The organism is Pelagovum pacificum (assembly GCF_016134045.1).
GTDB lineage: Bacteria > Pseudomonadota > Alphaproteobacteria > Rhodobacterales > Rhodobacteraceae > Oceanicola > Oceanicola pacificus_A.
Genome location: NZ_CP065915.1, coordinates 1,677,556 through 1,702,185, shown reverse-complemented (window position 1 = coordinate 1,702,185; position 24,630 = coordinate 1,677,556). Strand labels below are relative to the sequence as shown.

The window sequence follows — 24,630 nt, the reverse complement described above, 5'->3', positions numbered from 1 at the left end:
ATGCTTCCCCAGAACGACTGGCCCCGGTTCGAACCCGGCTGGGTCTGGCTCGTCGGTGCGGGCCCCGGGGATCCGGGCCTGCTAACGCTGCATGCGCTGAACGCGCTGCGGCAGGCGGATGTCGTCGTCTACGACGCGCTCGTCTCTGAAGATATCCTCGCCTGGGCGCCGGGAGCGGAGCTCGTCTATGCCGGCAAGCGCGGCGGCAAACCCTCCGCCGTGCAGCGCGACATCTCGCTGCGGCTGGTGGAGCTTGCCCGCGCCGGCAAACGCGTCCTGCGGCTGAAGGGCGGCGATCCCTTCGTGTTCGGACGCGGCGGCGAAGAGGGCCAGACGCTGGTGCAGCACGGGATCCCGATCCGCATCGTGCCCGGCATCTCCGCCGGGATTGGCGGCCTCGCCTATGCCGGCATTCCCGTCACCCACCGCGACGTGAACCAGTCCGTGACCTTCGTCACCGGCCACGACCAGTCCGGCGAGGCGCCCTCATCGCTCGACTGGGCTGCGATCTCCCGCGGGAGCCAGGTGATCGTGATCTACATGGGGATGAAGCACATCGCGCGGATCGCCGGCGCCCTGCTGGAGGCCGGACGTTCGGTGGACGAACCCGTGGCAGTCGTGACGGAGGCCACGACCGAGCGGCAGCGGGTGCTGGAGACGACGCTCGGCCGGCTCGAGGCGGACATCGCGGAAAGCGGGATGGAGCCGCCCGCGATCCTCTGCGTCGGGCGGTCGGTGCTTATGCGGCAGGTGCTGGACTGGCAGGCGATGGCGCGGGGCGAGTCGGTGCGGGCGTTCGACCCGCTCGGGCGCGGCGACGCGGCGCAGAGCGCCTGACCCGTCGAATGCACTCGATTTCTGCCGTTCCGGTTAGCGTTTTCTCAATGCCCGGCGGATATCAAATTTTCGGCGAAAATTTGGGGTCCGGGCGGTCTGGTCTCTGGCGGGTCTTGTTCGGGACCGGCTCTGTCAATTCCGACAGGGACATATCGCCGCCCTTCATCGAATCGAAACCCGTCTATGCCAACAAATTTTCGGCGAAAATTTGGGGCCGGGTCAGGCCGATCGGGACCGCCGAATGTCCGGCCTGATCCTCGCCGCGCCTTCGTCGGGCAGCGGCAAGACGACCGTCACCCTCGGGCTTCTGCGCGCGCTCCATGACCGCGGCCTCGCCGTGCGCGCCGCCAAGTCCGGCCCCGACTACATCGACCCCCGCTTTCACGAGGCCGCCTGCCATACTTCCTGCTGCAACCTCGACGCCTGGGCGATGTCGCCCGAGCGGCTCCGCAGCCTCGCCGCCGGTCCGGGGCCGCTGATCGTCGAAGGTGCCATGGGCCTGTTCGACGCCGCCACCGACGGGCGGGGTGCGACGGCCGACCTCGCCCGGCACCTCGGCTTGCCGGTCGTGCTGGTGATCGACGCCGCCCGCATGGCGCAATCGGCCCTGCCGCTGGTCAAAGGCTTCCGCGACCACGACGCCGCAGTCCGCGTCGCCGGCGTGATCCTGAACAACGTCGGCTCTGACCGGCACGAGGCGATGCTTCGCCGCGCGCTCGCGCAGGAGGCTGTCGACGTGTTCGGCGCAGTCCGCCGCGCACCGGACCTCGCCCACCCCTCCCGCCATCTCGGGCTGGTTCAGGCGGCTGAGCGCGCAGACCTCGACGATTTCCTCGCGACGGCCGCCCGCAGGATGGAGGCCTCGCTCGACATCGACCCGCTGCTGGCGCTGGCGGAGACGGCAGCGCCCCTGCCCGAGACGCAGGCCCCGAGGACGCCCCCACCGGCAGCGAGCATCGCCCTCGCCAACGACGCGGCCTTCGCCTTCGCCTATCTGCATTTGCTCGACGACTGGCGCAGGGGCGGCGCGACGATCCAGAGCTTCTCCCCCCTGGCCGACGAGCCCGCGCCGAAGGCCGAGCTCGTTCTCCTCCCCGGTGGCTATCCCGAGCTTCACGCGCCCCGCCTCGCCGCCGCGACGACCTTCCTGCAAAGCCTCCGGAACCGCAGAGTCCACGGAGAATGCGGCGGCTACATGGTAATGGGGGACTGGCTGACGGATGCGGACGGCATGCGGCACCGGATGGCCGGCCTGCTGCGGCTGGAGACCTCGTTCGCCGAGCGTCGGCTCCACCTCGGCTATCGCCGGCTGCAGGCGGAAACCGGCCCCTTCGCGGGCAAATGGGCCGCGCACGAGTTCCATTACGCCACCACAGTGACGGCCACCGGCACGCCTCTCTTCACCGCGGAAGACGCGGAGGGCAACGTCCTGCCGGCCATGGGCCTGATCGAAGGTCCGGCGAGCGGCTCCTTCGCGCATCTGATCGACCGCTTGTCCTGACGGGGGCGTGGGTCTAGCCATGGCATATGACACTCCCTGATGACCGACTCGCCCGGCGCAACGTCGCGCTTCTGATCGCGGCGAGCGCGATCATCGGGGCGCAGATGCCGCTGCTCTTCATCGTCGGCGGACTGGCCGGCGGGATGCTCGCCGGCAATCCCTGTTTCGCCACGCTACCGATCACTTGCATCGTGTTCGGGTCGATGACGACCGCGCCGTGGCTCTCGGCCCTGATGCAGCGGTTCGGGCGCCGCGCGGGGTTCTTCGTCGGCATCACTGGCGGGGCCTGCGGCGCGGCGATCTCGGCCTATGGATTGTCGGTCGGATCCTATCCGCTGTTTCTGCTCGGCAGCTACTTCACCGGCATCTACATGTCCGCGCAGGGCTTCTACCGCTTCGCCGCCGCCGACCTGGCCTCCGATCTGTTCCGGCCCAAGGCGATCTCCTTCGTGCTGGCCGGCGGGCTCGTCTCGGCGATCCTGGGGCCGCAGCTCAACAAGCTGGTCATGGACGGCTTCGCGATCCCCTTCCTCGGCAGCTACCTCGTGGTGATCGGGCTGAACCTCTTCGGTTTGCTCCTGTTCCCCTTCCTCGCCGTGTCGAAATCCGAAGCCCGGAGCGATCAGGCGGAGCCGGGCCCACCGCCTCGGACGCGCCGCCAGTTGCTCGGCGACGCGCGGATCCAGACGGCGATGATCTGCGGAATGGTCAGCTACGCGCTGATGAACCTCGTGATGACCTCGACTCCGCTGGCAGTGGTCGGCTGCGGCTTCGACGCGTCGCGGGCAAGCGATATCGTCTCGGCCCACGTGCTGGCGATGTATGTCCCGTCGTTCTTTACGGGTCACCTGATCGCCCGCTTCGGGGCGCCGAAGATCATCGCCATCGGCCTCGCCATTCTCGCCGCGGCCGGGGCGGTTGGACTGGCGGGGGTGGAGCTCACCCACTTCTTCGGCGCGCTCATCCTGCTCGGGCTCGGCTGGAATTTCGGCTACATCGGTGCGACCTCGATGCTCGCCGGCAGCCACCGCCCCGAGGAGCGCGGCGCGGCGCAAGGCCTCAACGACATGCTCGTTTTCGGTTGCGTGACGATCGCGTCGCTGGCTTCCGGCAGCCTGATGAACTGCGCCGGCGGCACGCCGCAGGAGGGCTGGACCGCGGTCAATCTCGCGATGGCGCCGTTCCTCTGCCTGGCCGGCGCCGCGCTGATCCGCCTCGCCCTGCGGCCGCGTCAGCCGGCCTGAGCGGTCAGCGCCCCCGCGCAGCCCGCAGCGCGAGGCTGCCACGCCGGCGGAACTCCGACTGGCCGAGCGTGCCGGCCGCCACTCGAGACGGATCGGCCATGGCCTGCTTCAGCAGAACCTCCGCCTGCCACGCAGGGCGTAGCGCGAACGTTGCCGGTTCTGGCAGCCGGCGCGGAACGGCCTTCAACCGCTCCAGCGCACTGGCCGCAAGCGCGCGCACGGCCTCGGGCCGGCCATCGGGCAAGGGTTTCAGACCGCGCGCCTCGAGTGCCGGGATCGCCTGTAGCCAGGCTGCGATGCCCCCGGCATAGGCACCGTCACGCACCGCCTCTTCCTGATCGCTGTCGGCGCCGAGTGCCAGCGCACTGACCCACGCGAGGTGCCCCGCGGTGCGGCCGATATGTGCCTCGAAGGCGGCCTCGTCCTCGAACGGGTCCTTCCAGATGTCCCACCGCCGAGCATCCGCCGCATCGTCGAGCAGCGAAACGGGCAAATCCCGCGTCCGGATCAGCTCGGCGAGCGGACCGACGACCTCGTGGGCGCGTGGCGGTTTGCCGTCGGAGATCTCCTCCAGTGCATCGCGCCACCATTGCAGCCGCATTTCCGCGATCATCGGCTCTTCGGTCACGTGCGGCGCGCGCGCGATCTCGACGTTGAACGCGTAGAGCGGGAACAACGCCTCCCGGGCGGTCGGCGGGCAGGACATGGCCGCAAGGAACCGGTCCGGGTCGCCACGCTCCACGACACCTGCACATGCGGCAAGGCTCACGTGCGCCACCCCGAAAGAGGCCGGTCGACAAGGCAGGAGGAGGGTCGAATCATGCCATCCCCCCTACCCCCGCCCAAGCGGAGTCGCAACGCCGGCCCGCGCCGCACCGCCGATCGCCCCTCAGCCGCGCGCGCCTTCCTGCACCAGCTTCCAGCGCACCGCGTCGAGCATCGCCTCGAACGACGCGTCGACTATGTTCGCAGACACGCCCACGGTGGACCAGCGCCGGCCCTTGTCGTCCTCGCTGTCGATGATGACGCGGGTCACGGCTTCGGTGCCGCCGTTGGTGATGCGCACCTTGAAGTCCACCAGCCGCCAGTCGGAGATCATCTCCTGGTAGGGGCCGAGATCCATCGAGAGCGCTACGGCCAGCGCGTTCACCGGGCCTGCGTCCTGCTGCTCCGTCGGGTTTTGGTTCTGGTAGAAGCTCGTCGTCTGCTCGCCGCCCGACAGCGCGACCGTCACCACGGCCTCGGACACGATGACCAGCTCGCCCTTCGCGTTGCGCCGCCGTTCGGAGATCACGCGGTAGCGCTCGACCTCGAAGAAGTCGGGCATCAGCCCGATCTCGCTCCGCGCCAGCAGCTCGAAGCTCGCCTGCGCGCCGTCGTAAGCATAGCCCTGGCTCTCACGCTCCTTGATGATCTCGAGCAGCCGGCCGAGTGCCGGGGCGCCCTTCTCGACCTCGAGCCCGGCATCCTCCAGCCTGCGGCGCAGGTTGGACTGGCCGGCCTGATTGGACATCGGCACGATCCGCTCGTTGCCTACGATCGCCGGGTCGATATGTTCGTAAGTTGTCGGGTCCTTCAGGATCGCGCTCGCATGCAGCCCCGCCTTGTGGGCGAAGGCCGAGGCGCCGACATAGGGCGCCTGCCGCATTGGCACGCGGTTCAGGATATCGTCGAGCTGACGCGACGCGCGCCGCAGGCCCGACAGCGCCTCGAGGCTCACGCCGGTCTCGTAGCGGCTGGCGTAGGGCTCCTTCAGCAGCAACGTCGGGATCAGCGTCGTCAGATTGGCATTGCCGCAACGCTCGCCGAGTCCGTTCAGCGTGCCCTGGATCTGGCGCGCACCGGCCTCCACGGCGGCGAGGCTTCCCGCCACGGCCGTCTCGGTGTCGTTGTGACAATGGATGCCGAGCTTCTCACCGGGGATGCCGCTGGCGATCACCTCGCCCACGATCTCCGCGATCTCGCCTGGCAGTGTGCCACCGTTGGTATCGCAGAGCACGACCCAGTCGGCACCGGCGTCGTAAGCGGCATGCACCGCCTCCAGCGCGTAATCCCGGTTCGCCTTGAAGCCGTCGAAGAAATGCTCCGCATCGAACAGCGCCTCGCGGCCCTGGGCCTTGAGATGAGCGACCGAGGCGCGGATATTCTCGGTGTTCTCCTCCAGCGAGATGCCGAGCGCGGTATCCACGTGGAAATCATGCGTCTTGCCGACGAGACACACCGACCCGGTCCCGGCGTTCAGAACGGCGGCGAGCACGTCGTCGTTCTCCGCCGACCGACCGGCCCGCTTGGTCATGCCGAAGGCGGCAACGCGGGCCCGCGTCTCGGGCACTTCGGCGAAGAACTCGCTGTCGGTCGGATTGGCGCCGGGCCAGCCGCCCTCGATGTAATCCACGCCGAGCCGGTCCAGCATCTCCGCGATCCGGCGCTTCTCGCCGGTCGAGAACTGGACCCCTTGGGTCTGCTGGCCGTCGCGCAGCGTGGTGTCGTAGAGATAAAGCCGCTGTTTCATCGCCCCGGTCCTTCTTTGGGCAGGAAATCGTCTTTGGCGGAGTCGCCGCTGGCGACGCGGGGCCGACAGCCCCCTATCCCGTCATAAGTGACCGTCATGCCAGCCCCTCCAGCTTGGTTGCGTCGAAGCCGGAGGTCAGCTCCCACTCCACGCCGTCGGCGGTGTCCTTCACCATGACCCCGGCAGCGGCGAAACCGTCCCGGATCGCATCGGCCCGGGCGAAGTCCCTGGCCTTGCGCGCTTCCGCACGGGCCTCGATCAGCTGGCCGATCAGCAGCGACACGCCTTCGCCGGCCTCGATCCGCTCCCAGCCGCCAAGCTCGTCGGTCAGAAGGCCCATCAGCTGCGCCGACCCTTTCAGCCCCGCCGCATCGCCGTCCGACGCGAGCCGGTAGAGCTCCGACAGCGCGAGCGGCGTGTTCAGATCGTCCGACAGCGCGGCGACGACCGCCGGATCCGGCGCACCTGCCTCGACACCCTCGACCATCGCACGCCAGCGGCGCAACGCACCCTCGGCGTCCTCGCGCTTGCGGGCGGTCCAATCCATCGGCTTGGAATACTGGCTGCCGAGGATCACCATCCGCATCACCTCGCCGGGGACGCCGTCGTCCAGCAGGTTGCGGACGGTGAAGAAGTTGCCGAGCGACTTCGACATCTTCTTCCCCTCGACCTGCAGCATCTCGTTGTGAACCCAGTAGCGCGCGAAATGGCCGTCGGGATGGGCGCAGCTCGATTGCGCCAGCTCGTTCTCGTGGTGCGGGAACATCAGGTCGCTGCCGCCACCGTGAATGTCGAAGCTCTCGCCCAGCAGTTCCCCGGCCATGGCGGAGCATTCGATATGCCAGCCCGGACGTCCGCGACCCCAGGGGCTGTCCCAGCCGGGCTGCCCCTCGCCCGACGGCTTCCACAAGACGAAGTCCATCGCGGCGCGCTTGTAAGGCGCCACCTCGACCCGGGCGCCGGCGATCATGTCGTCGACGCTGCGCCCCGAAAGCCGGCCGTAATCCGGCGCGCTGGCGACAGAGAACAGAACGTGCCCCTCGGCGGCATAGGCATGGCCCGAGGCGATCAGCCCCTCGATCATCTCCTTCATCGCGCCGATCCACTCGGTCGCGCGCGGCTCATGATCGGGCCGGATGACGCCGAGCGACCCCATGTCGTCGTGATACCAAGCCGTCGTCTCGGCGGTGATGTCGCCGATCGGGCGCCCCGTCTCGGCGGCGCGCGCGTTGATCTTGTCGTCGACGTCGGTGATGTTGCGCACGAAGGTCACGTGCTCCGCGCCATAGGCGTGGATCAGCAGCCGGTTAAGCATGTCGAACACGACAGCGGAACGCGCGTTGCCGAGGTGCGCCCGGTCGTAGACGGTGGGGCCGCAGACATACATCCGCACGTTGCCGGGGTCGATCGGAACGAAGTCCTCGACCTGTCGGGTCATGCTGTTGCGGAGTCGGATGGTCGCCATGAAGTCCTCGCGCGGAGTTGGCCCGCGGGCTCTAGCAACTTACGATTTCGGATGAAACGTGGAGGAGCGGCCCGCGGACGTTTGTCAGCAGGTAATAATGCAGCAGATGATGATGCGGATGCTCGTCATGGCGGATGACGTAGCAGGCTTGACCGACTGCGTCCAGCGCCTTGATCGGGGCCGTCAGTCAGGCCCCTTTCGCGTCGACCATCGCCACCAGTTGCCGGATCGTGCGCAAGTTGCGCCCGGTCGTCGCTGTCCCGGTGACCACCTTGTCGAACCGCTCCACCAGCTTGCTGCGCCCGATCCCGTCCGGCGCGTCGAGGTAGATGACCCGGCCGGTCCGCAACAGACGTTCACTCTCGCTGCGGAACCGGTCGAGGAGGTCTTCATCGATCACCGGGTCGTCGAAGCAGAAGTAGACATGGGCAAGTCGGCCGTCCTCCGGATCGAAGGGACACGCCTCCAGCACCCGCTTCAGCTCGGCCCCGGTCATCACCAGAACGTCGGGGTCGACGCCGGTCTCGTCCCGAACGGCGCTGCGCAACGTGGTGGCGTGATCGCCCGGCCCGGCGCGAAACACGAGGTTGCCGGTGGCGATGTAGCTGTGCACGTCCTGCCAGCCGATTGCTTTGGCACAGCCGCGCAGTGTCGCCATCGGCACCTTGTTGCGGCCGCCGACGTTGATCGCCCTGAGCAGTGCCACCTGAACCGTCATCACCGCGACCTCCCCGTGGCGCTTGATCCGTCGCGCCGCGCTGCCACACTGAGCGCATGAGTCGCGACATCGTCAACAGCTACTGCGCCACACTGCCCGGCGCGGAGGTTTCCGACCCGTGGGGCGGCGGCCACGATGCGTGGAAGGTTGGCGGCAAGATGTTCGCCAGCGTCGGTGCCATGGATCAGGGCGTGTCGGTCAAGACGCCGTCGATCGAGGACGCGCAACTGCTGATCGAGATGGAGCGCGCGGTGAAGGCCCCCTACTTCCATCGCTCATGGGTGATGCTTCCGTGGGGCCTCGTCGGCGAGGACGAGATAAAGGAGCGGCTACTCACGTCCTACGGCATTATCCGCTCTGGACTGACGAAGAAGGCGCAGGAGGCGCTCGGCCCGATGCCGGAGGCTTGACCGGAAACCGACGGCTGTTCGATCGAAGACATCTGTCCGAGCGTGTACGGCGTTTGCTACCGAACACCCGACCGCTACAGCGCAGGTATCCGGAACCGGACAACCGTCCTTCAGAACTTGCCGAAACGCCGCGCCATCCGCATCACCTGCCGGGCGCGCTTGCTGTTATCGCGGCCCTGCGCGGCCTGGCGCTGCGCCTCGGGATCCCGCGGGCGATCATTGCCGCCACGGGTCGACATGCGTCGGATCCCCTCGTTCATGCCTTTGCGGACGAACATGCGGATGATCATGGTGATCATTCGATCCATTTGGTGACTATCTCCCGATCCGGTACGTTCACCTGAATTACCAGTAATATAGGGCAACACGATGACGTCCGATAGAGGTCACTCCTCGTCGAACATGTCCGTCTGATCACCGTCGCCGCTCTCTTCGTCCTCGGTCGCGTCGCCCGGAACCGGACGGTTGTCCAGAAGGCCCGCCGCGCGCAGTTCCTTCAGCCCCGGCAGGTCGCGCGCGCTTTCCAGCGCGAAATGGTCGAGGAACGTCTCGGTGACGACGAAGGTCACCGGCCGGCCCGGCGTCATGCGACGGCGGCCGAAGCGGATCCAGTCGAGCTCGATCAGCTGGTCGATCGTGCCGCGCGAGACGCCGACGCCGCGGATCTCCTCGATCTCGGCGCGCGTGACGGGCTGATGATAGGCGATGATGGCCAGCGTCTCGATCGCGGCGCGGGACAGCTTGCGGGTCTCGACCACCTCGTGCTGCATCAGGAAGCCGAGGTCGGCAGCGGTGCGGATCGCCCAGAGATCGCCGACCCGGACGATGTTCACACCCCGCCCCTCGTAGCGTCTGCGCAGGTTGGCGAGGGCTTCCGCCGGCTCGCAGCCGTGCGGCATCCGCCCGGTGAGGTCGCGGATCGACACCGGATCGGCGGAGGCGAAGAGGATGGCCTCGACCATCCGCTCCTGCTCCGCCATCGGCGGGGCCTCGAAGAGGCTCTGTTCGCGGTTGTCGTCGCTCATTCCGGCTTCCGGCGGATCTGGATGGGTGCGAAGGTCTCGCCCTGACGGATCTCGAGGTGGCCTTCCTTCACAAGTTGCAGCGACGCGGCAAAGGTCGAGGCGGTCGCGGTACGCCGCCGCCCGGGCTCCGCGCCCCAGCCCTCGGGCAGGTAGGCGGTGATGTCGGCCCATTGCCCCATGAAGCCGATCATCGGCCGCAGCCGGTCGAGCGCCTGCTCCATCGTCAGCAGGTTCTCGCGGTCGAAGGCGTAGGGGCGGAACTCGTCCTTCGTGCGGATCCGGGCATAGGCCTGCATCAGGTCGATCAGGTTGGCGGTGTAGGTCACCCGCCGCACCCGCGTGACGTCTTCTGTGATCCCGCGCGCGAAGCGGTCGCGGCCAAGCTGGTCCCGCGCCATCAGTCGCGCGGCGACGTTGCGCATCGCTTCAAGCCGTTCGAGCTGGAACGCCAGGTGCGCGGCGAGTTCCTCGCCCGACGGCCCCTCTTCCTCCGGATCCGGCGGCAGGAGCAGGCGGGACTTCAGGAACGCCAGCCACGCCGCCATCACGAGGTAGTCGGCCGCCAGCTCGATCCGAAGCTCCCGCGCCTTCTCGATGAACGCCAGATACTGCCGCGCGAGCGCCAGGATGGAGATCTCCCGGAGGTCGACCTTCTGGGTTCGCGACATCTGCAGCAGCAGGTCGAGCGGGCCCTCGTAGCCGTCGACATCGACGATCAGCGCCTCGGCGGCGAGACGATCCTGTACGTCCGTCGATGAGACCCCGTCCTGCACGTGCCGCCCTCTCAGTTCAGAAGGTCGGCAAGTTCGGCCACCATCGCCTTCGTGTCAATCGGCAGCGGCGCCTTGCGCTGCGACAGCGCGGCATCCGCGCGGGCATTCGCTGCCCCGGTCATCAGCGTGCAGGCCGAGGCGACCTGTTCGCGTTCAGCCAGAGTGCCGTTGCAGTGGAGGACAAGATCGCATCCCGCATCGAGACAGCCCGCGGCACGCTGCGCCATCGTGCCCGACAGGGCCTCCATCCCGATGTCATCGGTCATCAGCAGTCCCGAAAAGCCGATCTCCTCGCGGATCAGGCGGATCATGCGTTCAGATGTCGTGGCGGGCTGGTCGGGGTCGATGTCGTTCACGACGATATGGGCGGTCATGCCCATCCCCATGTCCTTCAGCGCGCGGAACGGGGCGAAGTCGCGGATCACGAGCTCTTCGACCGGCTCCGACAGGCGCGGCAGCTCCGCGTGGGAATCGACCGAGGCGCGCCCATAACCGGGAATGTGCTTCAGCACCGGAAGGACGCCACCGTCGAGCAGCGCCTCGGCACAGACGCGCGCCGCCTCGACCACGGTGTCGACATCTTCGCCGTACAACCGGTTCAGCAGGACGGGATGAGTTTGCGGCTCCACCAGATCGGCCAGCGGGGCGCAGTCGACGTCGATCCCGACATCGTGCAGCTCGGCGGCGATCAGGCGGTTGCGGATATATTGCGCGCGCATCGGGTCGCGGGCCTGCCGCATCTGGTCGAGCGCGGGAAGATACTGCCGCCAGTTCGGCGGCCCCATGCGCTGCACCCGGCCGCCCTCCTGGTCGATCAGGATGGGCGCGTTCCAGCCCACCGTCTCGCGCAGGGACGCAGTGAGCGCCCGAAGCTGGTCGGGCGCCTCGACGTTGCGGGCGAAGAGGATGAAGCCGAACGGATCGGCCTGCCGGAAGAACGCGGCCTCGTCTGGCGTGAGCGCGGCACCTTCGCAGCCGAAGATGACCGCGCGGCTCACGTCAGCGCACCTGAACCGGGATGCAGAGAGCGTCCTCGGCGACCAGCGCCGCGCAGAAGCGGCGTGCGTCCGACATGTCGTCGAAGCCCATGGCGCGCAGCCGGTAGAAGGTCCGCCCGCCGCTTTCGGCGCGCTGAATGACCTTGGCCTTGCCGGTCATGAAGTCGGCGAACTGGGCGCTCATGCGGGTCCATTCCTCGTCGGCGACGGCCTCGCTGTCGAAGGCACCGAGCTGGACGAGGTTGGTGCCCGCGACGATCTCGGACGGCGCGACGGAGGGCGCCTGCTCGAAGGAGGCGTTGGCGACCGGCACGCCGGTATCAGCGGCAGAGGCGGAGGCCGGCACGATGCCGGAGTTCGTCGGCTCGATACCGGTGATCCGCATCGGACGCGCCGGCGGGCGCGGCGACAGGGAAACGCCGGGTACGTCGGCGGAGATCGCGTTCGGGTTGCCCACCTGCTCGCCATCGACGGAGAGCGAAACCGGCGTGTCGTAGCCCTCGGGAAGTTCGGTCAGCGGCTGGATACCGGCCGCGATCTGGTCGGCGAGCGCCAGCACATCGGCCTCTGTCAGCTCGTCGCTGTCGCCGCGCGTCTCGGCGGCGGCATCGGCCACCATGTCGGAAATCGCGTCGGCGGCATTGATGCCAGCAGCGTCATCCGTCCCCTCGTCCGTCAACTCGGCCGAGGCCAGCGTGACTTCGAGGTCCTCGTCGGAGGGCTGCACGGACGCCGGCGCCAGCATCAGCCGGTCTTCCGGAGCACCGGCCGCGCCTTCGGCAGCGATCGTGTTCACAGCTAGGCCACGGTTCGCGGCGACTTCGCCGCCCGGGTCTTCCGGCGCGGTCCGCATCGGGCCTTCGATCGCGCGAACCACCGGAATACCGGTCACGTCGCGCATGACGAGCTTGTAGCTCCAGATACCGATCCCCGCGATCAGGGCGAGCGAAAGTGCCGCGCCCGTCAGGTTCATCAGCGTGCTTGCAGAGAATGCGGGTTGCGGCGCATCTGCGCCGTAGGGGAAGTCTGCCATTGTGCCTCACAGCCCCGGTGTTCTGACGTCACCGGTTGTCGTTCGGGTTGCCTGCTCGTGTCCCGCGATCCCTGTCTCCAGGGTGGTGCGCTTCAGCGCATCTCGTCCACGGGTGTGACGCCAAGGATACCAAGGCCCGAGGAAATCACAATCGCCGTAGCCACCGGCAGCGCAATTTTCGCCTGTGTTGCTGTGGGGTCACCCTCCTGCAGGAAGCGCAGGCCGTGCTCCTCGTTGCCGCGGTTGTAGAGCGCGTGCAGTTCGGAGGCGAGCTCGTAGAGGTAGAAGGCGACGCGGTGCGGCTCGTGGGTGCGGGCCGCGATCTCGATCAGGCGCGGCCATTCGGCGATCTTCCGGGCAAGCGCGATCTCCGCCTCGTGGGTGAGACCGGAGAGGTCGGCCTTCGCCAGCACCTCGGGCGACGTGTCGATCCCCTCTTCCGCCGCCTTGCGCAGAACCGATTGCACGCGCGCGTGCGCGTATTGGACGTAGAAGACCGGGTTGTCCTTGGACTGTTCGGTCACCTTGTCGAAGTCGAAGTCGAGCGGCGCGTCGTTCTTGCGCGTCAGCATGTGGAAGCGGGTGACGTCGGGCCCGACCATCTCGACCACGTCCGACAGCGTCACGAAGGTGCCGGCGCGCTTGGACATCTTGAACGGCTCGCCGTTCTTGTAGAGCTTCACCAGCTGGATCAGCTTCACGTCGAGCGGCACCTTGCCGTCCGACATTGCGCTGACCGCCGCCTTCATCCGCTTCACGTAGCCGCCGTGATCGGCGCCGAGCACGTCGATCAGCTGGGCATAGCCCCGCTCCAGCTTGTCGTGGTGGTAGGCGATGTCGGGCGCGAAATAGGTCCAGGCACCGTCCGACTTCATGATCGGCCGGTCGACGTCGTCGCCGTGCGCGGTGGAGCGGAACAGCGTCTGCTCGCGCGGCTCCCAGTCTTCGGGGACCTTGCCCTTCGGCGGCTCGAGCGTGCCCTTGTAAATCAGATCCTTGCTGCGCAGGTCGTCGATCGCGGCCTCGATCTTGCCGGTGCCGTAGAGCGACTTCTCCGAGAAGTAGCGATCCATCGTCACGCCGAGAGAGGCGAGATCGGTCTTGATGAGCTCCAGCATCTGGGCGGTCGCGAACTCGCGGACCTCGGACAGCCAGTATTGCTCGCCCTTGTCGATGAACTGGTCGCCCACCTTTTCCTTCAGCGCCTCACCCACGGGGACGAGGTAGTCGCCCGGGTAAGTGCCGTCGGCGAATTCCACCTCGCGGCCGTGCGCCTCGAGGTAGCGGAGGTAGACGGACCGGGCGAGCACGTCGACCTGCGCGCCGCCGTCATTGATGTAATATTCGCGCGTGACGTCGTAGCCGGCATAGTCGAGCAGGCTGGCGAGCGCGTCGCCCACCGCCGCGTGCCGGGCGTGGCCGACGTGCATCGGACCGGTCGGGTTGGCGGAGACGAACTCGACGTTGACCTTCTCGTCGGCGCCCATGGCGGAGCGGCCGTAGCCGTCCTGCGTCAGCACCGTCGCGACGAGGCCCTGCCACGCGGCCGGCTCCAGCCGCAGGTTGAGGAAGCCGGGCCCCGCGACCTCGGCCAGCGCGATCCGGTCGTCGGCAGAGAGACGCGCCGACAGCGCATCGGCGATATCGCGCGGCTTCATGCCGGCGGGCTTGGCCAGCACCATCGCGGCGTTGGTCGCCATGTCGCCATGCGCCGCGTCTCGCGGCGGCTCCACCGTCACGTTGGCGTAGTCCAGCCCTTCAGGCAGGGTTCCGGCGGCCACGAGCGCATCGAGCTCGGTCAAGACGAGGTCACGGATATCGGCGAAGAGATTCATCTGCAGCGGGTCCTTTTCTCTCAGCCGGTGCCTACCAATACCGCGCGGCGCGTCAAGCGGAGCTTCGCGGCAGTCACGCGGGGCGCCTTCGGTGCTCTCGGGGAGCCCTCCCTCCCGGTCGGTCGGGTTCGGGGGCTGTCTGCCCCCGCTTGCGCCTGCGGCGCAATTCACCCCCGAGAATATTTGAACGCCCGAAGACGCACGGGCCATTGAGGGTCAAATGTCGGTCGGCGACCTCAGCGTGGCGCGATCTCGTGCAGTTGCGCGACTTCCAGCGCAATGGGCGAGTCCGGATCGCATAGCTTAGCATGTATCTGTATCGCGAAACGGTCGGTCATTCCGGCGATGTAGTCGCAGACGATACGCGCAAGCTCGGTCTCGTTGTCCGCGTCGGCCACGTCCTTGCGCCACTGCTTTGGCAGCATCGCGGGGTCGTTCATGAACAGCGGGAACAGGTCGCGCACGACCTGCGTGACCTGCCGGCGCATCTCGACCACCGCGGGCGCACGGTACATCCGGTGAAACAGGAACTCGCGGATCACCTTGAGGTCGGACCAGAGCGGGTCGGAGAAGCGCACCATCATCCGCCCGGCGTTGCGGATGTCGCCGACGCTCTCGGGTTGCAGGGCCTCGATGTTGCCGCGGGTCACGGCGATCACGTCCTCGACGAGGATCCCGAAGAACCGGCGCAGGGCCTCGTGGCGGCGGCGGTAGTAATTCAGGCCCGGATACTTGCGGTCAACGGCGGCGAAGCAATCCTTCAGCACGGGAAGCTCGGCCAGTTCATCGGTCGAGAAGAGCTCCGCCCGCAGCCCGTCGTGCAGGTCGTGGTTGTTGTAGGCGATGTCGTCGGAAAGCGCGGCGACCTGCGCTTCGGCGCTCGCATGGGTCGACAGCTCCAGATCGTGCTGTGCGTCGTAGCGGGCGAGCGCCCACGGCACCGGCGCGTGCACCGGGCCGTTGTGCTTGGCGATGCCCTCGAGCGTCTCCCACGTTAGGTTCAGCCCGTCCCACTCCGCGTAGTGCCGTTCGAGCGAGGTGACGATCCTCAGCGTCTGCGCATTGTGGTCGAACCCGCCGTAGGGCTCCATCAGTTCCGACAACGCTTCCTCGCCCGTGTGACCGAACGGCGTGTGACCGAGGTCGTGGGCCAGCGCCACCGCCTCAGCGAGTTCCTGATCGAGGCCGAGGGTCTTCGCCATCGTCCGCGCGACCTGGGCCACTTCGATCGAGTGCGTCAGGCGCGTGCGGAAGTAATCGCCCTCGTGCTCGATGAACACCTGCGTCTTGTGCTTCAGTCGTCTGAAACTGGACGAGTGGATGATACGATCGCGGTCCCGCTGGAACTCGGATCGGAATGTGCTGTCGGGCTCCACGTGAAGCCGCCCCCGGCTCCGCACCGGGTCACAGGCGAATGGGGCGTCCATATCCCTGCCTCTTTTCATTTGTCCCGGGCGGCCTGCCAGCCGCCCCTTGCCTGAGGCTTCCCCTAGCAGCCGCGCCACCGGGAAGCGAGCGCCACTTGCTGCGGGCGCGGCATGCCCTTATTTCTGGGGCGAGAGACCGGAAGGACAAGCCATGCTCACCCTACCCCCCAAAGTGACCCCCCGTGCCTACGAACGCCTCGCCGAGATCGGCGCCGGTGCCCAGGGCAAGGCGCTGCGCGTCGCGGTCGAGGGTGGCGGATGTTCGGGCTTCCAGTACCAGATCGACCTCGACGACGTGAGCGACGACGACCTCATCCTCGAGGAGCAGGGCGAGCGGGTAGTCATCGACTCCGTTTCGCTGCCGTTCCTCGCCGATGCGGTGATCGATTTCACCGAGGAACTGATCGGCGCGCGGTTCACGATCGAGAATCCGAACGCCAGCAGCTCCTGCGGATGCGGTACGTCTTTTGCCATGTGAGGATCTGGCGCGGAGCAAGGTGCGGGCATTGAAGGCAACGCGCAGGTAAAGCGTCAAACCGCTGTCATGTCTGGAACTTTGCAGATCGGCGCACCACATCGGTGCGCACACGCGCAGATCACGGATGTGTCAAAATTTTCTCGAATATCCGCGCAACCAAATGCTCCGGACGCTGTTGTGTTCTCAAGCATCAACGAGAAGGAGTTATCTTATGCGTACCAACATTCTTATCGCTTCCGCCGCCATCGCCGCCCTGGGCACCGCCGCTGCAGCTGACAGCTACTTCACCTACATCGACAACGAGCCGCAGCAGGCGGACTCGACGATCGAGCTGGGCGAAGTCGTTGCCGACGCTGACGGCACCGTCGTCATCTACGAATACAACGGTGGCGAGTTCGGCGAAATGCTGGGTTCCACCCCGGTTGCCGCCGGCGCCAACTCCGACGTCGAAGTGAACGTGGGCACCGCGCCGCAGGTCGACGTTGCTGCCGTGCTCTACATCGGTGAAATGACCGACATGATGACGCCGGACACTGCCGCTGCCTGGGTCGAGATCGACCTTGAAGGCGACAGCATGGGCGACGACTGATCTATCGTCAGTCTAACTAAAAAGGGGCCAGCCTTCGGGCTGGCCCTTTCTTTTTGCGTCAGGCAAGGTCCGGCCAACTCCAGTTCAAGGCCCCTGCCCCATGAAGATCGCAACCTTCAACATCAACGGTATCCGCGCCCGCCACCAGGCTCTCACCGACTGGCTGGACGAGGCCGATTTGGACGTCGTGGTCCTGCAGGAAATCAAGACCGTCGACGAGACCTTCCCGCGCGACATCATCGAGGACCGGGGCTACAACCTCGAAACTTTCGGACAGAAGGGATTCAACGGCGTGGCCATCCTCAGCAAGCTGCCGCTTGAGGACGTCCGCCGCGGCCTGCCCGGCGATGACGAGGACCTGCAGTCGCGCTGGATCGAAGCCACCGTCGTCGGCAAAACGGCGGTCCGGGTCTGCGGGCTTTATCTGCCGAACGGCAACCCGGCGCCGGGTCCCAAATACGACTACAAGCTCGCCTGGATGGAGCGTCTCGCGGCCCGCGCCGCCGATCTGCTCGCCGCGGAGGAGCCGGCCCTGATGGCCGGCGATTACAACGTCATTCCCCAGCCCGAGGATGCGGCCCGGCCCGACGCGTGGGTCAAGGACGCGCTCTACCTGCCCGAGACGCGCGAGGCGTTCCGCCGGATCCTGAACCTCGGCTACACCGAGGCGTTCCGGGCCAAGACACGGGCGCCGGGGCATTATTCCTTCTGGGATTACCAGGCCGGTGCATGGGATCGGAACGACGGGATCCGGATCGACCATGTCCTGCTCAGCCCGCAGGCGGCCGACCTGATGACCGACATCCACATCGAAAGCGAAGTCCGGGGCCGCGAGAAGCCCTCCGATCACGTCCCGGTCGTGGTGGAGCTCGACGCCTGAGTGACGTCGTGGGCGTAGAGCCAGTCGAGACGTTTCAGGAACGCCGTCGGGGCGACCTTGCCGATCCCCTTCAGAACGAGATGGCTGGCCGCGCGGCGGGGACCGGACAGGTGGTAATTCACTGCATTCCGGTTGGCGACCCCGATGGCCCGGTTGACCCGATCGCGCCGTTCGGCGGCATATGTCTCCAGACGGTCGGCCGTCCAGCAGGCGACAAGCGTCCAGGCGTCCTCAAGCGCGAGATTTGCACCCTGGGCGAGGAACGGCAGCGTCGGATGGGCGGCATCGCCGAGCAGCGCGAGCCGATCCCGGTGCCATGTGAGCGCGACGGGATGGCGGAACAGGCCCCATTCGCCGACCTCCTCCACCCGGTCGAGAAGTCCTGACACTCTGCCCGACAAGCCGTTGAAAGCGCTTCGCAAAGTGATTGGCTCGGCGGCGTGGCTCCAGCCCTCGGCGGCCCATTCGCGCCGCTCCTGAACGGCCACGATGTTCAGCCGCCCGCCGTGCAGCGGATAGGTCACGACGTGGCGGCCGGGCGCCATCCAGATGCGGGCGGCGGACGGATGTCCGGGATCGTCGATGACCGCGCGCCAAGCCACTTGTCCGGTGAAGAAGGGATCGTCAGTGCCGTTCAGAACCGGACGGCAGACGGAGCGGATGCCGTCGGCTCCGACGACGAGGTCGGCGCGCTGTGGACCGGATTCGGAAGTGAAGGTGCCGTCGTCGCCTACGCTTTCGATCCGCGCGTCGAGGTGGATCGTCACCCCGGCGGCGCGGCAGCCCGTCAGCAGCAGGTCGATAAGGTCCGCGCGGTGGAAGAAGCGGTAAGGCGGACCGTCGAGCTTGGTCAGGTCGAAGCGGGTGACGCGTACGCCGGTCAGCGCATCCATCGGCTCCACCGCTTCGGCGCGGAGACCACGGCGGGCGGCCTCTTCCCCGAGGCCGAGCGCGTCGAGCACGCGTGCGCCGTTCGGTGTGATCTGGATGCCGGCGCCGACTTCCGCAATTTCGGACGCCTGTTCGTAAACCGACACCTGCGCGCCGGCCCGCGAGAAGGCGAGGGCCGCGGCAAGGCCGCCGATGCCGCCGCCGATGATCGCGACGGATGCCACCGGGTCAGTCGTCCCGGTGGACTTTCTCGCGACGCTCGTGACGCTCCTGCGCCTCGAGGCTCATCGTGGCGATCGGGCGGGCGTCGAGACGCTTGAGCGAGATCGGCTCTCCCGTCATCTCGCAATACCCGTACTCGCCCTCTTCGATGCGGCGCAGCGCGGCGTCGATCTTGGAGACCAGCTTGCGCTGGCGGTCACGGGTGCGGAGTTCCAGAGCGCGATCGGTCTCCTCCGAGGCGCGGTCGGCGATGTCGGGAATGTTGCGGGTCTGGTCTTTCATGGCTTCGATCGTGTCGCGGCTGTCGCCGAGGATCTCTGCCTTCCAGTGGAGCAGCTTGCGTCGGAAATATTCCAGCTGCAGATCGTTCATGAACGGTTCGTCTTCAGCCGGACGATAATCGTCAGGGAGGAAAACCTCGGCCTTCATCTTCTTATCCCTTGCCTCGCCGTCTACTGGCTCTTGCAGGTGACCAGTCATGCGGCGTCCCCTCGTATCTGGCGCCCGTTTACTCCGATGCCTGCGGGGTGTCACCCCCCGATTTTCCACAGTTCCGTGCGCTGGACGCCTTCAAGGGCACGCGCGGGATCGCGGCAAGCCGTTACGTAAGGCGCCCCATCTAATTTACAGAAAAACCGATAGAAACTGCGCGCTGGAGTTGTGACGCCGCCCGCTCTTTGGGCGGTCTGCGAACGCGTGACCGGGCGGGGGCGACAGCGCTTGCTTAAAGCAACACATGTCGGGTTGCAGGCGACTGCCCAACGCGGCGGGCGTCATCCCGCCCGCGACGGGTTTGTGCGACCGCCTCAACATCTTGTGGCTACCGGGACAGCGGGCACACCGGGGCTGCGGTCTTTGCGCCACGCCCCGGCACAATCCGCCGTAACAAAAAGGAATTTCGTGAAACTCGGCGGCTAACGAGGTCCTATCGCGGTGCCGCCGCCCCCGGATTGTCCAAGTCCGGACCAAAGGCGGCCCCAGTCCGCTGGCAGGTCGGACGCAAGGGAAGACAGGAGCAAAGGTTTGACCAAGGCAAAAATGCCGGTCGAAATCCGCACGCTCGATGCCGCGGACGAGGCGGCATGGCGCGAATTGTGGACGGCCTATCTGACTTTTTACGGCACGACGGTGCCTGAAGAGGTCTACAAGACGACCTTCGCACGGCTGACCGACCGTGCCGACGAGAGCATGGGATGCTTCCTCGCCATCTCTGATGACGAGCCTATCGGCCTCGTCAACTTCATCTTCCATGCGCATTGCTGGCGCCCCGAAGGCATCTGCTACCTGCAGGACCTCTATGCCGTGCCCGAAGCGCGGGGTTTTGGCGTCGGCCGCGCCCTGATCGAAGCGGTCTATGCCCACGCGGATGCGTGCGGCGTACCCGGCGTCTACTGGATGACGCAGGATTTCAACGAGACGGCGCGCACCCTGTACGACCGGGTCGGCAGCCCGACGCCCTTCATCAAGTACGAACGCCCGAAGGACGCCGCATGAACCGGCTCGCCGCCCTCGCCATCCTTCTTCTGACGTCCTGTGCGCCGGCTTACGCCCCGCCGCCGGACCGTGCGCTCAGCCCCGAGAGCACACTGCCCCCGATGCGGACCTTCAGCACGAGCGGCAGCTCCCGGCCGACGCGCTCGAATGCCGAGATCGCACAGGATTTCCTGGACCTGTCGTTCCGCATGGAAAGCGGTCGCAACCTGCCGATCATGACCCGGTTCCAGGGGCCGATCAGCGTGCGCATCGCGGGGCCGGCACGGCAATCCACCGTGCAGGACCTGCAATCGCTTCTCGCACGGCTGCGGAACGAGGCGGGGATCGAGATCGCGCTCACCAACGCGAGCAACGCGTCGATCACGGTGGAGGCCGTGCCCTCGGCGACGCTCCAGCGCGCCGTGCCACGTGCCGCCTGTTTCGTGGTGCCGCGCGTCTCGTCCTGGCAGGAGTTTCAGGTCGCGCGCCGCACCTCGCAGGTCGACTGGACGACGCTGACGAGGCGTGACCGGGCGGCGATCTTCGTCCCATCCGACGCGGCGCCGCAGGAAATCCGGGACTGCCTCCACGAGGAACTGGCGCAGGCGATCGGACCACTGAACGACCTCTACCGGCTGCCGGATTCGGTCTTCAACGACGACAACATCCACGCGGTTCTGACCGGCTTCGACATGCTGATCCTGCGGGCCTACTACGCGCCGGAACTGCGCAACGGCATGAGCCGGGCCGAGGCCGCAAGCCGCCTGCCCGCCCTGCTCGCCCGCCTCAACCCCGGCGGACAATCCGCGCGGGCCCATGGCGAAAGCGGCACGAGCCGCGACTGGATTTCCAACATCGAACTGGCGCTCGGCAGCGGCAACGCAGCAGCGCAGCGCAGAAGCGCCGCCGCGAACGCGGTCCGTCTGAGCGGCGCGTTCGGCTGGCGCGGTGCGCGGCTCGGCTTCGCGAACTACGCCTACGGCCGCCTGATGGTGGGGATCGACCCGCCGACGGCGCTGGCCGCCTTCCGGTCCGCCGACGCGGCCTATGCCGCCTCTCCGGTCATGGCGATCCACCGGGCGCACGTCGCCGTGCAACTGGCGGCCTTCGCCCTGTCTGCGGGGGATGCGCAGGGGGTTCTCGCCGCGGTCGAGCCGGCGATCCCCGTGGCCACGCAGCACGAAAACGCCGCGCTGCTCGCGACGCTGCTGATGTTCAAGGCGGAGGCGATGGATATTCTCGGACGTTACGCGGAGGCACAGAACGCGCGTATGGACAGCCTTGCATGGGCGCGTTACGGCTTCGGGTCAGACGCCTTGGTCCGTGCGCGCCAGCGTGAGGTTTCGGGACTGCGGCCAGATACCAACCTCTGATCCCAACCTCCGAGGCTCCCCATGCTCATTCCGCTCATCGGCCTGCTTCTCGGTGCTATTGCCGGTGCGATCCGGGCGCGTCAGCTCAAGGGCAAGACCGCCGATATCCTGCAATGGGGCGCAGTCTGGGGTCTGATCGGCGGGTTGATCGGCCTGTTCGTGATGGTGTTCCTGATCCGAAGCTCGATCTGAGCGTCAGGCTTCGTTCCGCGCATCTTCATCGGCGCTCGCAAGGCGGCGCAGCAGATCGGCAAACCGATCCTCTTGTTCAAGGGGCGCGCGGAAGGCCTTCTTAAGTCCTTCCTTCAGGGCCGCTTTATCGGCTTCTTTGTAATCCATCGGGCTCTGCCTCACGTAAATTCACTCGGACGATCGTTTGCTCTCTCTCCTAGTCCGTCGGGGGAAGAACGGCCCGCCCCGGCGGAGGTTCCCATCTTTCGGGCTAACGAATGGTTAACGTGGCCCGCGTCCCACAGTCTTTTCACCGCACCCTCATACCCCCATATTCTTAAATATGCTTAAACTGCTCCCCATCCTCCTCGCGCTTCTCTATGGCATCGCGATGTATAGGTTTTCCGTTTGGAGGACGAAGCGGGACCTCGACGAGAAGTCGACCGAACTGGCTGATCCGTCCCTGCGCCGGATGCTTGAGCGGATGGCCAAAGCGCTGGATGTGGAGCGGATCCGCGTTCACATCTACGAGATTTCGCCGATCAACGGGCTCGCGGCGCCGGACGGTCGCATCTTCATCACGCGCGGGTTCTATGAACGCTACCGCGCCGGCGATGTCTCCGCCGAGGAGCTCGCCAGCGTCATCGCGCACGAGATCGGGCACGTCGCGCACGGTCACGCGCGGCGGCGGATGATCGACTTCTCCGGTCAGAACGCATTGCGCACGGCGCTTGCGATGGTGTTGGGGCGGTTCATCCCGGGCGTCGGCGCGATGATCGCCACCTTCCTGACCTCGCTGCTCGCTGCGCGGCTGTCGCGCAAGGACGAGTACGAGGCCGACGCCTATGCCTCCGCTCTGATGATGAAGTCGGGCCTCGGCACCGACGCGCAGAAGTCGCTGTTCCGCAAGCTCGAGAAACTGAGCGGCAACGCGGGCGGCGGCACCCCGGCCTGGATGCTGAGCCACCCGAAGTCGGAAGAGCGCATCGCGGCGATCGAGGCGAACGAACGGCGCTGGCAAGTCGAAGGCTGAGGCTTGATCGCGGGCCCGCGCGGCGTCTAGACCTGAAGTGAACTTCAGGAAAGGCGACCGACATGGCCACCACCGCCGCCCGACCGAACCAGGGACTGACCATCGGCGACCTTGCCGAGCGCACCGGCCTCGCCGTTTCCGCCATCCGCTTCTACGAGACCTACGGCATCGTGAAGCCGGTGCGGAACGCCGGCGGGCACCGGCGCTACGGGCGGGCCGACATCCGGCGGCTGTCCTTCGCACTGGTCGCGCAGCGACTCGGCTTCTCGCTGACGGAGATCGCGGGGCATCTCGCCCCGTTCCCGGACCACAAGGCGCTGACCTCGGCCGACTGGGCCGGGATCTCAGAAGGGTTCCGCGCCCGCATCGACGCCCGCATCGGCGAACTCGAGCGGCTGCGCGACAAGCTCGATGGTTGCATCGGCTGCGGCTGCCTGAGCCTCGAGCGGTGCGCCCTTCTGAACCCCGACGACCGGGCGGCAGAGAAAGGCGCAGGACCGCGCTACGTGATCGACGCGGATTGACGGCGGCGCCACGCTCGGGTCCCTCTGACGGCCATGAAGAGATCGACTCGTATCCGCTCCGTCACCGCAGGAGGCCCCGACGGCTGGGGCGTCTATCGCCGCGCCCGCCGCATGGCCGAAGCCGGCGAGCCGGTGATCGAGCTGACCATCGGCGAACATGACGAGCGGACGGACCCGTCGATCCTTGCCGCGATGAACGCTTCCGCCCTTGGCGGTCACACGGGCTATGCCGCCGGCGAGGGCACGCCCGAACTGCGCCGCACCATCGCGGAGCGGATCACGGCGCGCACCGGCGTCGCCACGAGCGCGCATGAGGTGCTCGTGACCGCCGGCGGTCAGGCCGCGCTGTTCGCCGCGCTGCACGCCGTCACCGATCCGGGAGAGACGGTCGCCTACATCGATCCCTACTACGTGACATACCCCGGCACGATCCGGGGCGCGTCCGCCGTCCCCCGCGTGATCCCGACGCGGGCCGAAGATGGCTTCATGCCCTCGGCGGAGGCGCTGAGCGAGGGCCTGACCGGCGCGCGGGCGCTGATCGTCAATTCCCCGAACAACCCGACCGGCGCGGTCTATCCTCGGCGGACGCTGGAGCAGATCGGCGCGGCAGCGACGTCTGCGGACGCGTGGATCCTGTCCGACGAAGTCTACGACACGCAGGTCTGGGAGGGCGCCCATATCTCTCCCCGCGCCCTGCCCGGCCTTGCCGAGCGCACGCTGATGATCGGCTCGCTGTCGAAGAGCCACGCGATGACCGGCAGCCGGGTGGGCTGGGTCTGCGGCCCGGCGGAGACGATCGCCGACATCGCCAACCTCGCCACGCACACGACCTACGGCATTCCCGGCTTCATCCAGGATGCTGCGCTCTTCGCGCTGCGGGCGGGGCCGGAGCTGGAGCGCCGGATCTCCGCCCCGTTCGAGCGGCGGCGGCACATCGTGGCAAAGCAGCTGGCGGAGCAGACGCTGGTGCGCACCTTGCCGATGGCCGGCGCGATGTACGTGATGCTCGACATCCGCGCGACCGGCCTGTCGGGGCTCGAGTTCGCCGAGGCGTTGCTCGACGCGGAGCGGATCGCGGTCATGCCGGGCGAGAGCTTCGGCGACTGCGCGGCGGGTCATGTGCGCGTCGCGCTCACGGTGTCCGACGACAGGCTGGACGAGGCGATGGCGCGGCTGACCCGCTTTGCAGCCGGTCTCGCCAGCGCGGCGGCCGAATAG

The 24,630-nt window shown here is 67.3% G+C and carries 27 protein-coding genes; 13 read left to right on the top strand and 14 right to left on the bottom strand.

The features are described 5' to 3' along the window. The 3 genes from cobA (at position 1) to I8N54_RS08400 (ending at position 3,582) form a co-directional block, all read left to right on the top strand. Positions 1 to 837 (top strand): uroporphyrinogen-III C-methyltransferase, encoded by an 837-nt coding sequence (cobA, locus tag I8N54_RS08410; protein WP_140192992.1) that lies wholly within the window; start codon positions 1 to 3, stop codon positions 835 to 837. Between the two features lie 241 nt (positions 838 to 1,078). Continuing rightward, positions 1,079 to 2,338 carry a cobyrinate a,c-diamide synthase gene (locus I8N54_RS08405; RefSeq protein ID WP_140192993.1) on the top strand — a complete coding sequence of 420 codons (1,260 nt, stop codon included), beginning with the start codon at positions 1,079 to 1,081 and terminating at the stop codon, positions 2,336 to 2,338. Positions 2,339 to 2,364: 26 nt separating this feature from the next. Then, positions 2,365 to 3,582 carry an MFS transporter gene (locus I8N54_RS08400; protein ID WP_140192994.1) on the top strand — a complete coding sequence of 406 codons (1,218 nt, stop codon included), beginning with the start codon at positions 2,365 to 2,367 and terminating at the stop codon, positions 3,580 to 3,582. Between the two features lie 4 nt (positions 3,583 to 3,586). On the opposite strand, the gene I8N54_RS08395 is transcribed toward I8N54_RS08400, so the two are convergent. The 4 genes from I8N54_RS08395 to I8N54_RS08380 form a co-directional block, all read right to left on the bottom strand. Continuing rightward, positions 3,587 to 4,351 carry a squalene/phytoene synthase family protein gene (locus tag I8N54_RS08395; RefSeq protein WP_140192995.1) on the bottom strand — a complete coding sequence of 255 codons (765 nt, stop codon included), beginning with the start codon at positions 4,349 to 4,351 and terminating at the stop codon, positions 3,587 to 3,589. A 120-nt stretch (positions 4,352 to 4,471) separates the two neighbouring features. Beyond that, entirely contained in the window at positions 4,472 to 6,094 is a 1,623-nt protein-coding gene (gene cimA, locus I8N54_RS08390) for a citramalate synthase (protein ID WP_140192996.1), read from the bottom strand. Positions 6,095 to 6,188: 94 nt separating this feature from the next. Next, positions 6,189 to 7,559 carry a cysteine--tRNA ligase gene (gene cysS, locus I8N54_RS08385; RefSeq protein WP_140192997.1) on the bottom strand — a complete coding sequence of 457 codons (1,371 nt, stop codon included), beginning with the start codon at positions 7,557 to 7,559 and terminating at the stop codon, positions 6,189 to 6,191. A gap of 187 nt (positions 7,560 to 7,746) precedes the next feature. Next, positions 7,747 to 8,277, bottom strand: coding sequence for a DUF1697 domain-containing protein (locus I8N54_RS08380; protein WP_140192998.1), 531 nt, complete (start codon positions 8,275 to 8,277; stop codon positions 7,747 to 7,749). A 56-nt stretch (positions 8,278 to 8,333) separates the two neighbouring features. Here I8N54_RS08380 and I8N54_RS08375 point away from each other — a divergent pair, with 56 nt between their 5' ends. Further along, the gene (locus I8N54_RS08375; RefSeq protein ID WP_140192999.1) at positions 8,334 to 8,687 is read left to right on the top strand and encodes an MmcQ/YjbR family DNA-binding protein; all 354 of its coding nucleotides are present in this window, start codon (positions 8,334 to 8,336) and stop codon (positions 8,685 to 8,687) included. Positions 8,688 to 8,797: 110 nt separating this feature from the next. Here I8N54_RS08375 and I8N54_RS08370 read toward each other — a convergent pair whose 3' ends face one another. From I8N54_RS08370 to I8N54_RS08340, 7 genes are all read right to left on the bottom strand, one after another. Beyond that, on the bottom strand, positions 8,798 to 8,986 hold the full coding sequence (locus tag I8N54_RS08370; RefSeq protein ID WP_231592403.1) for a hypothetical protein: 189 nt from the start codon (positions 8,984 to 8,986) through the stop codon (positions 8,798 to 8,800). Positions 8,987 to 9,073: 87 nt separating this feature from the next. Continuing rightward, positions 9,074 to 9,712, bottom strand: coding sequence for an SMC-Scp complex subunit ScpB (gene scpB, locus I8N54_RS08365; RefSeq protein WP_140193001.1), 639 nt, complete (start codon positions 9,710 to 9,712; stop codon positions 9,074 to 9,076). Then, complete coding sequence (locus I8N54_RS08360; protein ID WP_140193002.1) at positions 9,709 to 10,485, bottom strand: segregation and condensation protein A; 777 nt, start codon at positions 10,483 to 10,485, stop codon at positions 9,709 to 9,711. The genes scpB and I8N54_RS08360 overlap by 4 nt, the downstream gene beginning before the upstream one ends. 11 nt (positions 10,486 to 10,496) lie before the next feature. After that, positions 10,497 to 11,483: a glycoside hydrolase family 3 N-terminal domain-containing protein gene (locus tag I8N54_RS08355; protein ID WP_140193003.1), complete on the bottom strand. Its 987-nt coding sequence runs from the start codon at positions 11,481 to 11,483 to the stop codon at positions 10,497 to 10,499. Between the two features lies 1 nt (position 11,484). Beyond that, positions 11,485 to 12,516: an SPOR domain-containing protein gene (locus I8N54_RS08350; RefSeq protein WP_140193004.1), complete on the bottom strand. Its 1,032-nt coding sequence runs from the start codon at positions 12,514 to 12,516 to the stop codon at positions 11,485 to 11,487. Between the two features lie 92 nt (positions 12,517 to 12,608). Beyond that, entirely contained in the window at positions 12,609 to 14,351 is a 1,743-nt protein-coding gene (argS, locus tag I8N54_RS08345) for an arginine--tRNA ligase (protein WP_140193005.1), read from the bottom strand. Positions 14,352 to 14,587: 236 nt separating this feature from the next. Next, entirely contained in the window at positions 14,588 to 15,778 is a 1,191-nt protein-coding gene (locus tag I8N54_RS08340) for a deoxyguanosinetriphosphate triphosphohydrolase (RefSeq protein WP_140193006.1), read from the bottom strand. Positions 15,779 to 15,929: 151 nt separating this feature from the next. On the opposite strand from I8N54_RS08340, the gene I8N54_RS08335 reads away from it, so the two are divergent. The 3 genes from I8N54_RS08335 to xth all read left to right on the top strand — a co-directional run bounded on the left by I8N54_RS08335 (position 15,930) and on the right by xth (position 17,725). Beyond that, the gene (locus tag I8N54_RS08335) at positions 15,930 to 16,256 is read left to right on the top strand and encodes a HesB/IscA family protein (protein ID WP_140193007.1); all 327 of its coding nucleotides are present in this window, start codon (positions 15,930 to 15,932) and stop codon (positions 16,254 to 16,256) included. Positions 16,257 to 16,467: 211 nt separating this feature from the next. Then, positions 16,468 to 16,845 (top strand): hypothetical protein, encoded by a 378-nt coding sequence (locus I8N54_RS08330; RefSeq protein WP_140193008.1) that lies wholly within the window; start codon positions 16,468 to 16,470, stop codon positions 16,843 to 16,845. Between the two features lie 100 nt (positions 16,846 to 16,945). Then, the gene (xth, locus tag I8N54_RS08325; protein ID WP_140193009.1) at positions 16,946 to 17,725 is read left to right on the top strand and encodes an exodeoxyribonuclease III; all 780 of its coding nucleotides are present in this window, start codon (positions 16,946 to 16,948) and stop codon (positions 17,723 to 17,725) included. Here the strand turns inward: xth and I8N54_RS08320 are convergent. Together I8N54_RS08320 and dksA are read right to left on the bottom strand one after the other, a co-directional pair. Beyond that, a complete protein-coding gene (locus I8N54_RS08320) occupies positions 17,692 to 18,840 on the bottom strand; it encodes an FAD-dependent monooxygenase (RefSeq protein ID WP_140193010.1) in 1,149 nt (382 codons plus the stop codon). The two genes, xth and I8N54_RS08320, sit on opposite strands and share 34 nt — an antisense overlap. Positions 18,841 to 18,844: 4 nt before the next feature. Next, positions 18,845 to 19,267: an RNA polymerase-binding protein DksA gene (gene dksA, locus I8N54_RS08315; RefSeq protein WP_140193011.1), complete on the bottom strand. Its 423-nt coding sequence runs from the start codon at positions 19,265 to 19,267 to the stop codon at positions 18,845 to 18,847. 609 nt (positions 19,268 to 19,876) lie between these two features. Here dksA and I8N54_RS08310 point away from each other — a divergent pair. Genes I8N54_RS08310 through I8N54_RS08300 form a run of 3 tightly spaced genes read left to right on the top strand, consistent with a single transcriptional unit; the run spans position 19,877 to position 21,876 of the window. Beyond that, positions 19,877 to 20,332: a GNAT family N-acetyltransferase gene (locus tag I8N54_RS08310; protein ID WP_140195536.1), complete on the top strand. Its 456-nt coding sequence runs from the start codon at positions 19,877 to 19,879 to the stop codon at positions 20,330 to 20,332. Next, positions 20,329 to 21,684 carry a DUF2927 domain-containing protein gene (locus tag I8N54_RS08305; RefSeq protein WP_140193012.1) on the top strand — a complete coding sequence of 452 codons (1,356 nt, stop codon included), beginning with the start codon at positions 20,329 to 20,331 and terminating at the stop codon, positions 21,682 to 21,684. The genes I8N54_RS08310 and I8N54_RS08305 overlap by 4 nt, the downstream gene beginning before the upstream one ends. A gap of 21 nt (positions 21,685 to 21,705) precedes the next feature. Next, a complete protein-coding gene (locus I8N54_RS08300) occupies positions 21,706 to 21,876 on the top strand; it encodes a hypothetical protein (RefSeq protein ID WP_197097451.1) in 171 nt (56 codons plus the stop codon). 3 nt (positions 21,877 to 21,879) lie between these two features. Here the strand turns inward: I8N54_RS08300 and I8N54_RS08295 are convergent, their stop codons facing one another. Further along, entirely contained in the window at positions 21,880 to 22,023 is a 144-nt protein-coding gene (locus I8N54_RS08295) for a hypothetical protein (protein WP_197097452.1), read from the bottom strand. Between the two features lie 175 nt (positions 22,024 to 22,198). Here I8N54_RS08295 and I8N54_RS08290 point away from each other — a divergent pair, with 175 nt between their 5' ends. The 3 genes from I8N54_RS08290 to I8N54_RS08280 all read left to right on the top strand — a co-directional run bounded on the left by I8N54_RS08290 (position 22,199) and on the right by I8N54_RS08280 (position 24,630). After that, the gene (locus I8N54_RS08290; protein ID WP_140193013.1) at positions 22,199 to 22,888 is read left to right on the top strand and encodes a M48 family metallopeptidase; all 690 of its coding nucleotides are present in this window, start codon (positions 22,199 to 22,201) and stop codon (positions 22,886 to 22,888) included. Between the two features lie 62 nt (positions 22,889 to 22,950). Then, positions 22,951 to 23,412 (top strand): redox-sensitive transcriptional activator SoxR, encoded by a 462-nt coding sequence (gene soxR / locus I8N54_RS08285; protein WP_140193014.1) that lies wholly within the window; start codon positions 22,951 to 22,953, stop codon positions 23,410 to 23,412. A gap of 33 nt (positions 23,413 to 23,445) precedes the next feature. Then, entirely contained in the window at positions 23,446 to 24,630 is a 1,185-nt protein-coding gene (locus I8N54_RS08280; protein WP_140193015.1) for a pyridoxal phosphate-dependent aminotransferase, read from the top strand.